A 14,132-nucleotide genomic window follows, 5' to 3' on the forward strand; every position below is an offset into this window, starting at 1 on the left:
CTTCCGTCCGTCTGCATCAATGCCCGCTCACATCTTCTTCCAGTCGCCGATCTGCTCGAAGGCGTGGGCGGCGCGGTAGATGGTGGATTCCTCGAACATCCGGCCGACCAGCATCAGGCCGACCGGCAGGCCGTCGACCATGCCGCAGGGCAGCGACATCGCGGGATGATGGGTGATGTCGAACGGCGCGGTGTTGGAGATCATCTCCAGGGCGCGGGCAACGTATTCCTCGCGGCTGGCATTGGGCTCCGGCAGCTTGGTCGCCTTCATCGGCGTGGTCGGCATCAGCAGCAGATCGTAATCGCCGAACGCCTTGTCGTAGGCCGCGGTCAGCCGGCGCGAGATGTTGAGCGCCTTGCCGTAGAAGCGTGGACCGAAATTGTTGTTGATGTAGGTGCCAAGCATCATGAACAATTTCGTGGTCTCGGACAGCGAATCGGCCTGGCGGCGCCAGCCGCGATGGAAATCCATCAGCGAGGTCGAATAGAGATCGCCGCGGGACAGGCCATAGCCGTCGCCGAACATCATGGTCTGGGTCAGGCCTTCGGTGCCGATCGGCGTCCAGATCGCGCCGCCCAGCAGATGCATCGGGATCGACACCGTCTCGACGGTGGCGCCGAGATCCTTGAAGCGTTTCGCCGCCTCGCGCACGCTTTCATTCACCGCGGCCTCGGCCGTCGGCTGTTCAAAGCCTTCCTTGACGATGCCGATTTTCATGCCCTTGACGCCTTGGCCGAGCGCCTTGGTGTATTCCTCGACCTTCGGCGACTTGATGCGCGGATCGTAGCCGTCGTCGCCGGCGAGCACTTCGAGCAGCAGCGCATTGTCGGCGACCGTCGCCGTCATCGGCCCGGTATGGTCGACATAGATCTCGATCGGCATGATGCCGGTGTAGGGGACGAGGCCCCAGGTCGGCTTCATGCCGTAGATGCCGCAGAACGAGGCCGGCATGCGGATCGAGCCGCCCTGATCGCCGCCGATCGCCATGTCGACCTCGCCGAGCGAGACCACGACGCCCGAGCCCGACGACGAGCCGCCGGCCGAGTAGCCCATCTTGTGCGGATTATGCACCGGCCCGTAGGACCCGGTGTGGCTGCCGCCGGACAGGCAGAAGTGCTCGCAATGCACCTTGCCAGCGATCTCGGCGCCGGCATCCAGCATGCGCGTGACGATGGTGGCGTCGAAATCGGGCACATAGCCTTCCAGCGTCGACGAGCCGTTCGTCATGGGAACGCCGGCCAGCATGATGTTGTCCTTCAGCGCGACGGTCTTGCCCTTGAGCTTGCCGCTGGCGGCGCCCTTCACGGTCGACTTGCGATACCAGGCGTTGCGCGGGTTCTCTTCAGCCGAGGGCCGATAGCCCGGGGTGCGCGGATATTTCACCTCGGGCAGTTCGTCCGGCATCGCGGCGACGAGATTGTAGGCCTCGATCGAGCCCTGCATCAGGCCACGGAACGAGGTGACGTCGTCATCGGTGAGCGAAAGGCCGCATTGCTCGGCGACACTGCGAAGTTGGGCGGGGGTGGGAAGGACAACTGTCACGGCGCTCTCCTCTGAGGCTTCTTGATCCCTGGCGTTGGACGGAGTCTCGCGGTCGCGCTGCACAAGCGCGGGCCGTTCGGCTTCGCGTCGATATTACAGACGGAAATATTTTCCTTTTCAAGTATTATTTCGCAAAGCCGCTGCGACGTATCAACAGCCGACTCTCAAAGCGTCTTGATGATCTTGAAGTCGAGACCGTCGGCTTCAGCGAGGTACATCGGCATCTCGGCGCGCCCGTCGCGAAGAACCACGGGACCGCGGCCCGCCGAGTAAACGGTGTTGCGTGCGGCCTTCAGCAGCGGACGAAAGGCCAGCGAGCCGGCACGGTTGGCCACCGACTCCAGGAACCGCAGCCCTTCATAGTTCGACTGGCCGACCGAGCCGACCGGCGGCGCGTGCGGGCCGAACATGGCCTGGTAGCCGCTGAGGAACTCGTCATTGGCACGCGAGGCCATGCAGTTGAAATAGCCGGAGGCGCAGAACAAATTCTCGGTGTTGTCGGCGCCGATGCCGAGCAGCACGGTCTCGTCCATCGCGCCGGCAAGTCGCAGCGTCGAGGTCGCAAGGCCGGCTTCCGCGAAGGCGCGGTTGAAAGTGATGCTGTCGGTGCCGATCAGCGAGATCAGCACGACATCAGGCTTGGCTGCGCGGATGCGCGCCAGATGCGGCTCGTGATTGTCCTCGCCGACCGGGACGAACTCCTCGCCGACGACCTGACCGCCGGCCTCCTTGATGTAGCGCTTCACCGCCCGATGCGACTGCCAGGGCCAGACATAGTCGCTGCCGATCAGGTACCAGCGCGCCGCCTTCTTGACGTCGGCGAGCCAGTGGATCGAGGGGCGGCTCTGCCAGCGCGGCGTCTCGCCGATCGCCATCACGCCCGGCGTGCGCTCGCCGCCTTCATAGACGGGAGTGTAGATGTAGGGGATGCGGTTGCCGGTGACCTTGCGCAGGGCAACACGGACGGCGCTGATATGCGAGCCCATGATCAGGTCGACCTCGTCGAAGGCGATCGCCTGCTCGGCGCGCCGCACGACGTCTTCGATCGGGCCACCGGAATCGTAGATCGATAGCTCGAGCTCGCGCCCCAATATGCCGCCGCGCTTGTTGATCTCGGCGACCGCCAGCATGGCGCTGTTGGTGGAAGTCGGGCCCCAGATTCCGGGCGAGCCGGTGAAGGTGAGGAAATTGCCGATGCGCAGCTTGTTGCGGGCGCCGCGGCGTTTCATGACGTGGATGTCAAATGGCGACAGGTCGAAATCCGCTGCCGCGGACGACAGATTCCTGAACAGCAAAGACGGTGGCAACGCCGGACCGCCATGAGCCGGGAAGTTTACCGTCGCGCGCACGCCAACTCCTGTCTGGCACCAGACCTGAAAGCACATTGAGCAGGCGGCCGCGGCTTCCGCCCTTTTGTTGTGCAATGATCCTATTTTGAAAATATTGAATATTCAAGAATTGAAGTGCATATAGATGCAGCATTGATTGCAAGACATTCACTCAATTGGGTCAAGACGAAGTCTTAGCCGTGGCAAAACCGTCGAAAGAAAACACCCCGATCACCGAACACCTCGCTTACCTGCTCGCGCAAGCCAACCGGGAGATCAACCGGCAGCTCGAACTGAGGTTGAGCAAGGAAGGCGTGCCGGTCGAGCAGTGGCGCATCCTCAAGGTGCTGTCGGATGGCAACGGCCATTCGATGGGCGAGCTTGCAGGCGCCGTGCTGCTCAACCATCCGACGCTGACCAAGATGATCGACCGCATGGTCTCCGACACGCTGGTCTATCGCGTGCAGGACCCGGGCGACCGCCGCAAGGTGCTGATGTTCATCTCCGACCGCGGCAAGGTGCTGTGCAAGAAGCTCAACTCGCTCGCGGTCGACCAGGAGGAGCATATCCTGGAGAGCTACGGCGACAAGTCGACGAGCGAATTGAAGCGGCTGCTGGAGAGCTTGATCGATAGTTCGAATTAGACCTCGTGGAGCGTGGGCGCCTTGCGGAGCCGACACACTCGTCTGCCATTCAATGCATGGAGAGAGGACCTCCATGAAAGCACGCGCGCTGGTCCACGCCGGCTTGGTGGCGCTCACAGCGTGCACCCGGGCCTTATTCAATTCTCAAGGCTCGCCCTTGAGTCCAGGCTGAGAATGAGCATGCGCCGCATGCATCATCGCCAGCACGAGAGGCGATAGCGTTGGCCGTTCCATGTCGTCCAGCCCACGGACTTGTTGCTGACCGGTTTGGCTAGATACCATTTATTGCCATCGGCATGGTTGAAGTATACGCCGCCCTGCGTTCCGCTGCGTGGATTTGTTAACTTCACCCATCGCGAGCCATTATCTGAGAAGTTGCCTGCCCAGCGTGCTCCCGAGCTGCTGGTGCAAGTGCCGCCGCTGCAGCTTGTCTGACTGTCATCAACGGCGGCCCATTTCATCCGGGCCGGCCGGCCGTCTATGTTGCACGACCATGTTCCGCCCCACCATCCGCCCACTTGGCTCGCAGGGGCGGAACCGCAAGCGTAGAAACTCAGGGCAAGAACGCAAAAGGTGGTTGGCAGCGCGCGTTTGGACATTGTCTGGCTCCCAATTTTCGGGCCGCGTATTGTGATTCAATCAAAACACGGATCGAGCTCGGTAGAGGTGATCCAGATCACAATGAGCAGTGGCAAAAGATTGGATGATCTACCCGCAGGTGTTCTCCGAGACACGATGCCGCGCTTTGACCATCGGCTTTCGGGCTTCAGCTGCGCGGCCGGGGGAGCGAGTGGCCGCCGACAATCTGCAGCAACAGCACTCGGAAGTGATCACAGGAACAGGCGCCGCAGGTCACGCGCATGCAACAGAGCGATGCTTCTCGCCTGTTCGCTCAGCATCGGGGCCGGTTGCCAGGTGGCCAAAGCGTGCTCAGCCGCGCGTGACGGATGCCAGACCGCCTAACAAATGTAAGCCAGCCATCCTCAATGGCGTGCGCCTACCATTCGTGATGCACCCTAAAGATCAGCAGGCACCATATGGATCGGAAGCATTTCAACCCCTCGCGAACTCGTAGGCCAATACAGCACCGCGAATTCGCTGGGTCTTGAGATCATCGATCAAGCATACCGCCCGTGGCAGTGCTTGTACTTCTTGCCTGAGCCGCAGGGGCAGTCCTCGTTGCGGCCGACCTTGCCCCAGCTTGCCGGGTTCTTCGGATCGCGCAGCGCGGCGTCGGAGGTCTGGGCTCCGAGCGTGACGCTGGCGAGCGCCATTTCGTCCTCGCCGGTGTTCGGGTCGAACTTGTGCGCCTCCATCGGCGGCAGCACCGGCGCTTCCTGCTCGGGCGGGACGATCTCGACCCGCATCAGCTGTGCCGTGACGGCCTCGCGCAGATGCGCACTCATCTCCTGGAAGAGATTGAAGGCTTCGGTCTTGTACTCCTGCAGGGGATCGCGCTGGCCGTAACCGCGCAGGCCAATGACCTGGCGCAGATGGTCGAGCATGATCAGATGCTCGCGCCAGAGATGGTCGAGCGTCTGCAGCAGAATGGTCTTCTCGACGTAACGCATCACGTCGGGACCCCATTGCGCCACCTTGGCCGCCATGTGCTCGTCGGCCTTGGTCTCGATGCGCGTGAGCAGTTCCTCGTCGGCGATGCCCTCTTCCTTGGCCCAGTCGTCGACCGGCAGGTCGAGATCGAGCACGCGCTTCAATTCGTCCTTCAGGCCGGCGACGTCCCACTGCTCGGCATAGGCATGCTCGGGCACGTGCTTGGCGACGAGGTCGTCGATGAAGGCGTGGCGCATGTCGGTGACGGTCTCGGCGACGCTCTCGTCCTTCATCAGGTCGACGCGCTGGTCGAAGATCACCTTGCGCTGGTCGTTCTGGACGTTGTCGAACTTCAAGAGGTTCTTGCGGATGTCGAAGTTGCGGGCCTCGACCTTCTGCTGCGCCTTCTCGAGCGCCTTGTTGATCCAGGGATGGATGATGGCCTCGCCCTCTTGCAGGCCGAGACGCTGGAGCATGCTGTCGAGTCGATCCGAGCCGAAGATGCGCATCAGATCGTCTTCCAGCGACAGGAAGAATTTCGAGCGGCCGGGATCGCCCTGACGGCCGGAACGGCCGCGCAGCTGATTGTCGATACGGCGGGATTCGTGGCGCTCGGAGCCCATGATGTAGAGGCCGCCGGGCTTGGTCACGGTCTTGGCGGGCTTGTTGCCCTTTGCCGGCTCGATCTCGACGATCTCTTCCGCCTTCAGCACGATCTCGCGGAAGCGCTCGACGTCGGCCTTGATCTGCTCGATCTTCCTGGCCTTCTCGGCCTCGTCCTCGATGCCCGCGGTCTCCTTCGGGATGCGCATCTCGAGCGAGCCGCCGAGCTTGATGTCGGTACCGCGGCCGGCCATGTTGGTCGCGATCGTGATCGCGCCGGGCACGCCGGCTTCCGCGACGATATAAGCTTCCTGCTCGTGGAAGCGCGCATTCAGCACCGCGAACAGTTTCGCCGGCTTGCCGGCGCGCGCGGCAGCGTAAAGCTTGTCGAGCGCGTTCTCCTTGCCGAAATCGATCTGCTTGTAGCCGTTCTGCTTCAGAAACTCGGCCAGCACTTCCGACTTTTCGATTGACGCCGTGCCGACCAGCACCGGCTGGAGCCGCGAATTGGCCCGCTCGATCTCGGCGAGGATGGCCGCGTATTTTTCCTTGTGGGTGCGATAAACCTCGTCGTCCTCGTCGAGGCGGCCGATCGGCACGTTGGTCGGGATCTCAACGACCTCGAGCTTGTAGATGTCGAAGAGCTCGTCGGCTTCGGTCAACGCCGTGCCGGTCATGCCGGCGAGCTTCTCGTACATCCGGAAATAGTTCTGGAACGTGATCGAGGCCAGGGTCTGGTTTTCCGGCTGAACCTGCACGTGCTCCTTGGCTTCCAGCGCCTGGTGCAAACCCTCGGAATAGCGGCGGCCCTGCATCATGCGTCCGGTGAACTCGTCGATGATGACGACCTCGTCGTCGCGGACGATGTAGTCCTTGTCGCGCGTGAACAGCGTGTGCGCGCGCAGCGCCTGGTTGATGTGGTGCACGACGGAGACGTTCTCGACGTCGTAGAGCGACTCGCCCTTGAGCTGGCCGGCATCGCGCAGCAGGGTCTCGATCTTCTCCATGCCGGCTTCGGTCAGCGTCACCGTGCGCTGCTTCTCGTCGACCTCGTAGTCGGTCTTGTCGAGCTTGGGCAGGAAGCCGTCGATGGTGTTGTAGAAATCGGAGCGGTCGTCGAGCGGACCGGAGATGATCAGCGGCGTGCGCGCTTCGTCGATCAGGATGGAATCGACCTCGTCGACGATGGCGAAGAAGTGCGGGCGCTGGACCATGTCCTCGAGCCGGTACTTCATGTTGTCGCGCAGATAGTCGAAGCCGTATTCGTTGTTGGTGCCGTAGGTGATGTCGCAGGCATAGGCCGCCTTGCGCTCGGCATCGTCGAGGCCGTGCACGATCACGCCGGTGGTCATGCCGAGGAAGCCGTAGATCTGGCCCATCCAGCCGGAGTCGCGGCGGGCGAGGTAGTCGTTGACGGTGACGACGTGGACGCCCTTGCCGGCGAGCGCGTTGAGGTAGACCGCGAGGGTCGCGACCAGTGTCTTGCCTTCGCCGGTCTTCATCTCGGCGATGTCGCCCTCGTGCAGCACCATGCCGCCGATCAGCTGGACGTCGAAATGGCGCTGGCCGAGCGTGCGCTTGGCGGCCTCGCGCACGGTGGCGAAGGCGGGGACCAGCAGGTCGTCCAGCGTCTTGCCCTCGGCGAGCTGTTTCTTGAAGTCGGCGGTGCGGGCCTTGAGCGCCTCGTCGGAGAGCTTCGAGACCTCTCCTTCCAGCGCGTTGATCGCGTTGACGCGGGACTGATATCCCTTCACCCGCCGGTCGTTGGCGGAGCCGAAAAACTTGCGGGCGAGCGCGCCGATCATGCCTGGTTCCTGTGTTCGCGATTCAACCGCGTTGGCCTAAGAAGTTGTCACCCGCCTGCCTATCAACTCACCGTGACGCCTCGTGGCGTCAGAGCCCGGACTGCGGGGGTCATCCGCCATATGGGTGGGAATTGGGCAAGTCTGGGTTCAACGGCCAAAAACGCAGCAAAATAAACGCCATCGCCATGGTCGCGACCGGGCAGAGATATGGCCCGGTCAGGGCCTTGTCAACGGCGGGCGCATTGCGGCTAATTCATCATTTTGACAGACTTTTCGCGTTGCCAAGCCCCCCTGTATTGGGCGAGTGTCCGCCCCGCTCGAGCAGCCCCCTGCTTCAACATAAGGATTTTCCATGACCACCTCGTTCCCGGTAACCACCGGCCAGCGTTTCCGCAGTGCGTCCGCCCTGGCTGGCAGCCTCGCTCTGGCGCTGTCCCTGGCGTTCGCAGGCCCGCTCCGGGCCGCCGACGATCCGGTGCTGGCGAAGGTCAATGGCGCGGAAATCAAGAAGAGCGACGTCGCCATGGCCGAGGAGGAGCTCGGGCCGAGCCTCGCCCAGATGGACCCGGCGACCAAGGACGAGAACGTCCTGTCCTTCCTGATCGACATGAAAATCGTCAGCAAGGCTGCCGAGGACAAGAAGGTTGCCGATAGCGAGGAATTCAAGAAGCGCCTGGCATTCGCCCGCAACCGGCTTCTGATGGACAGCCTGCTCGCAGGCGAGGGCAAGGCCGCCACCACCCCCGACGCCATGAAGAAGGTCTATGAAGAGGCCTCCAAGCAGATCACCGGCGAGCAGGAAGTGCGCGCCCGCCATATCCTGGTCGAGACCGAGGACGAGGCCAAGGCGGTGAAGGCCGAGCTCGACAAGGGCGCCGATTTCGCCGAGCTGGCCAAGAAGAAGTCCAAGGATCCGGGCTCGGCCGACGGCGGCGATCTCGGCTTCTTCACCAAGGAGCAGATGGTACCGGAATTCTCGGCGATCGCCTTCGCGCTCGAACCCGGCAAGATCTCCGACCCCGTCAAGTCGCAGTTCGGCTGGCACGTCATCAAGGTCGAGGAAAAGCGCAACCGCAAGGCGCCGGACTTCGAGCAGGTCAAGGCCCAGATCGAGCAGTACGTCACCCGCAAGGCCCAGGCCGACTACGTCGCCAAGCTTCGCGCCGAAGCCAAGGTCGAGCGCCTGGACCAGCCGGCGGCGGACGCCAAGCCGGCGGATGCGGCGAAGCCCTCCGACAGCAAGATGGCGCCCCCTGCAAAGAAGTAAGAATTCGCTGTCACTTCGGTGACGTGAAGAGTATCTAAGCCTTTGTGATGCCCGGCCCCAAGCGCGAAGCGCGTCTTCGCACAGAGGGGCCGGGCATCTGCATATTCAGATCCCACCAAGGCGCCCCGCGATGTCCTCCTCCGTCTCCCCGCTCGCCCCGAAAACAGTTCCCGACATGCCCACCGTTGCGGGCATCCGTCTCGCGACGGCCGAGGCCGGCATCCGCTACAAGAACCGGACCGACGTGTTGCTGGCGGTGATGGACAAGGGCACCGCCGTGGCCGGCGTCTTCACCAAGTCGAAATGCCCCTCCGCGCCGGTGGAATGGTGCCGCGGCAAGCTGAAGGGCGGCAAGGCGCGCGCGCTGGTCGTCAATTCCGGCAATGCCAATGCCTTCACCGGCAAGACCGGCCGGGCCTCCACGGCGCTGACCGCCAAGATCGCGGCCAAGGCGGTCGGATGCAGCGAGGGCGAAATCTTCCTGGCCTCGACCGGCGTGATCGGCGAGCCGCTGGACGCGACCAAGTTCGACGGCGTGCTGGGCCGACTGGCTGAAGCCGCCGAGCCCGGCGACTACCTCGCTGCGGCCAAGGCGATCATGACCACCGACACCTTCCCGAAGGTCGCGACCGCGACCGTCAAGCTCGGCAAGGCCAAGGTCACCATCAACGGCATGGCCAAGGGCGCCGGCATGATCGCGCCCGATATGGCGACGATGCTGTCCTTCATCTTCACCGACGCACCGATCGCGCCCGCGGCCTTGCAGGCGCTGCTCAAGAGCGGCGTCGAGGACACCTTCAACGCGGTGACGATCGACGGCGACACCTCGACCTCGGACACACTGCTGGCCTTCGCCACCGGCGCTGCCGCCGGGCAGGGCGCACCGAAGATCAGCCGCGCCAGCGATCCGCGCCTGAAGGCCTTCGTCAAGGCGTTCAACCAGGTGCTCGCCAACCTCGCCGAGCAGGTCGCCCGCGACGGCGAAGGCGCGCGCAAGCTGGTCGAGATCACCGTCGAGGGCGCCAAGACCAAGGCCTCCGCGCGCAAGATCGCGATGTCGATCGCCAACTCGCCGCTGGTCAAGACCGCGATCGCCGGCGAGGACGCCAATTGGGGCCGCGTCGTGATGGCAGTCGGCAAGGCCGGCGAGCCGGCCGATCGCGACAAGCTCTCGATTTCCTTCAACGGCATCCGCGTCGCCAAGAGCGGCGCGCGCGATCCTGACTATGACGAGGCGCAGGTCTCGGAAGCGATGAAGGCGCCGGAGATCGCGATCAAGGTCTCGCTCGGCCTCGGCAAGGGCCGCGACCGCGTCCTGACCTGCGACCTCACCAAGGAATATGTCGCGATCAACGGCGATTACAGGTCGTAGGGCTCACGACGCCTTCTTCGTCATCCTGAGGTGCGAGGGATGGGGCGCGGAGCGCCCCATCGGGAGCCTCGAAGGATGCAGGGCCACCGCTACAGCCGCGTGGAGAGAGCCGGGCCGTCGCCCTTCGAGGGCCGCTGAAGGAGCGGCCACCTCAGGGTGACGGTAAGAGAGCGCGAGAGCCGTGCTTCAAATCACCCTGAAATCCGCGCGTCCGCGACAGCTTTCTTGAACAGCGCGTTCATGGCGTCCGAGATGCCTTGCGTCGGGCTCACCTCGAAATAGAGCCCGGACGACGCGCAGCTCTGCATGTTCTGCGCGATCTCGCTGTTCGGCGACGGCCCGTAGGGGCCGGTATTGAACGGAGCGATCCATTTCATGTACCAGCTGTTGGTGGGCAGCGCGAGGTACGTTGTGTACAGCACGGCAATCTTGACGCCCCGGTCCTTCATCGTCTTGCAGAGCGCAGCATTGAGCGGCGATTGGCACCGCGTGGTGCCGGAGAGCGGTTTCAGACATCCGGTGTTGCTCTCGTCAGCGACCCCGTCGGAGACGAAGAACAGATATTTGAGCGGGCTGGACGGCGTGCCGGTTCCGGGGGAGCTGATCTCGCCGTTGATCGCAGGGAATATCGCGGTGAATGCCGTGTCCTGGTCGTTATTCTCGTTCTGACCGTTCACCGACATCAGGTCGATATTGCCCGCCGCCGTCTTGGCGCTGGAGAGAGAGGCCGACAACGAAAACAGATTGCGCAGGCCGAGCGTGCTTGCGGAGCCGCCGAAATCATAGATCGCCATTCTGAACTGGTTTGAATAGGTCTGGGTCACACTCGCCGTATCCATCAACGACTGCGTTGCGGTCCGAAGCACGTCGATCCGGGTGGTCACGCCAAGCTTCTTGGCAAGGTCGTAGTAATTGTTCTTGTCCTTGAGGTCGTGGCAGGCGAAAGCGCACTTGTCCGATGTGTTGTTGACCATCGTCTGCACGTCGGTCGGCGTCGCGCCGACACCCATCGACGGCGAATTGTCCAGCAGCAGGTAGAAATCGATATAGAGCGGCATGCTGGCCGTCGCCTTCGACGTACCGGACAGCGTCAGCGCGGACTTGCCGATCAGGCCGAGAAACATGGTGTTCATGGTGGCGTTGAACGCAACGGTCGAGGTGACGGTCGATCCGGTTTTGACCACGGTCGGCGTGACGCTGTTGAGAGTGTAGCCGGTCTGATTGGCGCGATTGGCGTCGAAGATGTTCTGGGCGTCGGTGACGCCGACGGAAATCGACCCATCCGACGTCATGGTACCGGCGGCCTTGAAGGCCGGTGAGGCCTTGGCGATCGAGCCGACGCTGGCGGCATCGGCCGCAGCCTGAAGCTTGGCCCGGGTCTGCGTCGCGCGCGAGTAGTCGACCGCGCAGCCGACCGCAGTGATCAGGGGGACGCAGGCGAGCGCGAAGATCACCGCGATATTGCCGCGCCGGTCGTTGACGAACCGGCGGATGATGGTGGAAAGCGCAGCGCGCATGATTGGGGCCCGGAGTGGTTTAAGCGTTCCCACTCTAGGAACCGTCGATTAAATATGACTTATGGGAACCTCGGAAACACGGGCCGCAATAGGGTTAATAAACCGTTGCGGATGATCTTCAGCGAGCGACATCACGTATGGCCGATCTGAAACTGACCCTGGTTGTGGCCTGCGCGCTGATCGACGCCGACAAGCGCGTCCTGATCGCGCAGCGCCCCGCGGGCAAGACGCTGGCCGGACTCTGGGAGTTTCCCGGCGGCAAGCTCGAGGTGGGCGAGCGGCCGGAGCAGAGCCTGATCCGCGAGCTGCACGAGGAGCTCGGCATCACCGTCGCCGAGCCGTGCCTGGCCCCGCTGACCTTCGCGAGCTACGGCTACGAGACCTTCCACCTCCTGATGCCGCTCTACATCTGCCGGCGCTGGGAGGGACAGGTGACGCCGCGCGAAGGCCAGACCCTGGCCTGGGTCCGTGCCAACAAGCTGCGCGACTACCCGATGCCCCCGGCGGACATTCCGCTGATCCCGCATTTGATTGATCTGCTGATGTGAGACTCCTGTCATTCCGGGGCGGTCCGCAGGACCGAACCCGGAATCTCGAGATTCCGGGTTCTCGCTGCGCGAGCCCCGGAATGACGGTGCTAGTGGCCTAAGTCTTCCCCGCCTTCTTCACCGCCTCCGCCAGGCTCGCTTTCGCCGATCCCGGCTTCAGCGGCTGCTGCTGGCTCGCATGCGGGGCCCAGCCGGAGAGCCAGATGATGTCGAAGGTGGCGCGGATGCGGCCGTCGGCATCGGCAAAGCGCTCAGTGTAGATCTCGGCCATCCGCAGCAGCGTCGCGCGCCGGCTCGGTGTTCGCCGCCGCTCGATCAGCACATTGGCAGCACCCATGCGCCGGAGATCCTGCATCAGCGCGAATGCGTTGGAATAGCGCACCACGACGCGGTCGACATCGGTCACCGGCAGCGCAAAGCCCGCCCGCTGCAGCAGCGCGCCGATGTCGCGCAGATCCGCGAACGGCGCGACGCGCGGCGACACGCCGCCCTCGCATTCGGCTTCCGCGGCGGCAAAGGCCTGGCGCAGCTCGGTCAGGCTGTCGCCGCCGATCATCGCGGCGAGCAGCAGCCCATCCGGCTTGAGCGCGCGGCGGATTTGCGCGAACACGCCCGGCAGATCGTTGACGAATTGCAGCGCCAGCGCGGAGACGACGAGATCAAGGCTTTCGGGCGCGAAGGGCAGCACCTCTGAACCCGCAGCATCAAGCGCGATCCGCTGGAGGGAAGGCAGCCGCGCACGCAATTCCGCCAGCCCTTCACCGGGTGTCCAGAGATCGGCCGGGGCGTGAAACTCCCGCATCACCGCAGCCAACCGGTCGGACATGTCCTCGGCGACACGATCAAGCAGAAAGCTCACGGCATCTTGCGCCTGCGCACGCCGCTGCCGCGCGTGCAGCAAGGCGCGATCGAACAACGCGGGCGGGGTTTGCGGGGTCTGGGCCATGCCGCTGGTTACGCCGATCATGCAGGTCATTGCAATCTCCCCTCTCGTGTCCCGGACGCGCCGCAGCGCCCCTGGCGATGCTTCGCATCGCCGGCGTGGCGCTGCAGATTCGGGGCACGAGAATGAGTCGCTTGAGCGCCGCCAAGCGGAACGCTAGCCTTCCCGCATGGACGCCAACGCCGCCCCCACCCGTTCCCTCGCCGCCCCCTTCCGGGCGGCATGGACGGCCGGCCGCCACGCGCTGTCGCGCGCGGCACGGCTCGCGCTCGACATCGCGCTGCCGACGCAGTGCGTATCCTGCCGCGAACCGGTCGAGGGCGAGGGCGTTTGCGCTTCGTGCTGGGCCCGGCTGTCATTCATCGAGCGGCCCTATTGCCCGCGGCTCGGCATTCCCTTCGTCTATGATCCCGGCCCCGACATGCTGTCGATGGAGGCGATCGCGAGCCCGCCGGCCTACCAGCGCGCCCGCGCAGCGGTGCGCTATGACGACGTCGCGCGCACGCTGGTGCATGCGCTGAAATACCAGGACCGCACCGATCTGGCGCCCGCCATGGGCCGGTGGATGGCGCGCGCGGGCGGCGAGCTGCTGGCGGGGGCCGACATGCTGGTGCCGGTGCCCCTGCATTGGCGGCGGGCCTGGCGCCGCCGCTACAACCAGTCCGGGGCCCTGGCGCAGATCATCGAGCGGCAGAGCGGGGTCAAGGCGAGGGCTGAGGTGCTGCGCCGGGTACGCGCCACCGAGCAGCAGATCGGCCTGTCGCGGGCCCAGCGCGCCACCAATGTGCAGGGCGCGTTCCAGGTATCCCCCGACCGTCAGGCCGAAATCCAGGGCCGCCGCGTTGTCCTGATCGACGACGTCCTGACGTCGGGGGCGACGCTGGATGCCTGCGCGCGGGTCCTGCTCCGGGCCAAGGCCGCCCAGGTCGACGTGCTGGTCTTCGCCCGGGTTGTCGAGAGCGGGCCCCGTCCCATATAATTCAATGACTTCATGACATGAGAGCGTCGGACG

The 14,132-nt window shown here is 64.2% G+C and carries 11 protein-coding genes; 5 read left to right on the forward strand and 6 right to left on the reverse strand.

The window, feature by feature from the left end:
• Positions 1–27 precede the first annotated feature (27 nt).
• Both BM190_RS29820 and BM190_RS29825 read right to left on the reverse strand, forming a co-directional pair.
• A complete protein-coding gene (locus BM190_RS29820) occupies positions 28–1,542 on the reverse strand; it encodes an amidase (protein ID WP_092261398.1) in 1,515 nt (504 codons plus the stop codon).
• Positions 1,543–1,706: 164 nt separating this feature from the next.
• On the reverse strand, positions 1,707–2,891 hold the full coding sequence (locus tag BM190_RS29825; protein ID WP_026202380.1) for a substrate-binding domain-containing protein: 1,185 nt from the start codon (positions 2,889–2,891) through the stop codon (positions 1,707–1,709).
• A 179-nt stretch (positions 2,892–3,070) separates the two neighbouring features.
• Here BM190_RS29825 and BM190_RS29830 point away from each other — a divergent pair, with 179 nt between their 5' ends.
• The gene (locus BM190_RS29830) at positions 3,071–3,514 is read left to right on the forward strand and encodes a MarR family winged helix-turn-helix transcriptional regulator (RefSeq protein ID WP_018320557.1); all 444 of its coding nucleotides are present in this window, start codon (positions 3,071–3,073) and stop codon (positions 3,512–3,514) included.
• 194 nt (positions 3,515–3,708) lie between these two features.
• On the opposite strand, the gene BM190_RS41950 is transcribed toward BM190_RS29830, so the two are convergent.
• A complete protein-coding gene (locus tag BM190_RS41950; RefSeq protein WP_084674919.1) occupies positions 3,709–4,113 on the reverse strand; it encodes a DUF6006 family protein in 405 nt (134 codons plus the stop codon).
• Between the two features lie 519 nt (positions 4,114–4,632).
• Complete coding sequence (secA, locus tag BM190_RS29840; protein WP_092261323.1) at positions 4,633–7,473, reverse strand: preprotein translocase subunit SecA; 2,841 nt, start codon at positions 7,471–7,473, stop codon at positions 4,633–4,635.
• 352 nt (positions 7,474–7,825) lie between these two features.
• Between secA and BM190_RS29845 the strand changes: the two genes are divergently transcribed.
• On the forward strand, positions 7,826–8,740 hold the full coding sequence (locus BM190_RS29845) for a peptidylprolyl isomerase (protein WP_092261324.1): 915 nt from the start codon (positions 7,826–7,828) through the stop codon (positions 8,738–8,740).
• 130 nt (positions 8,741–8,870) lie between these two features.
• A complete protein-coding gene (argJ, locus tag BM190_RS29850) occupies positions 8,871–10,112 on the forward strand; it encodes a bifunctional glutamate N-acetyltransferase/amino-acid acetyltransferase ArgJ (protein ID WP_092261325.1) in 1,242 nt (413 codons plus the stop codon).
• Between the two features lie 191 nt (positions 10,113–10,303).
• Here the strand turns inward: argJ and BM190_RS29855 are convergent, their stop codons facing one another.
• Positions 10,304–11,629, reverse strand: a complete 1,326-nt coding sequence (locus BM190_RS29855; RefSeq protein WP_018320553.1) for a TadE/TadG family type IV pilus assembly protein — start codon at positions 11,627–11,629, stop codon at positions 10,304–10,306.
• A gap of 137 nt (positions 11,630–11,766) precedes the next feature.
• Between BM190_RS29855 and mutT the strand changes: the two genes are divergently transcribed.
• Entirely contained in the window at positions 11,767–12,177 is a 411-nt protein-coding gene (gene mutT / locus BM190_RS29860) for an 8-oxo-dGTP diphosphatase MutT (RefSeq protein WP_018320552.1), read from the forward strand.
• A gap of 97 nt (positions 12,178–12,274) precedes the next feature.
• Here the strand turns inward: mutT and BM190_RS29865 are convergent, their stop codons facing one another.
• Positions 12,275–13,144 carry a methyltransferase domain-containing protein gene (locus BM190_RS29865; protein WP_177237385.1) on the reverse strand — a complete coding sequence of 290 codons (870 nt, stop codon included), beginning with the start codon at positions 13,142–13,144 and terminating at the stop codon, positions 12,275–12,277.
• Positions 13,145–13,289: 145 nt separating this feature from the next.
• On the opposite strand from BM190_RS29865, the gene BM190_RS29870 reads away from it, so the two are divergent.
• The gene (locus BM190_RS29870) at positions 13,290–14,099 is read left to right on the forward strand and encodes a ComF family protein (protein ID WP_092261327.1); all 810 of its coding nucleotides are present in this window, start codon (positions 13,290–13,292) and stop codon (positions 14,097–14,099) included.
• The last annotated feature ends 33 nt before the right edge of the window (positions 14,100–14,132 follow it).

The sequence above is a fragment of the Bradyrhizobium sp. Rc3b genome (assembly GCF_900114915.1).
Lineage (GTDB): Bacteria > Pseudomonadota > Alphaproteobacteria > Rhizobiales > Xanthobacteraceae > Bradyrhizobium.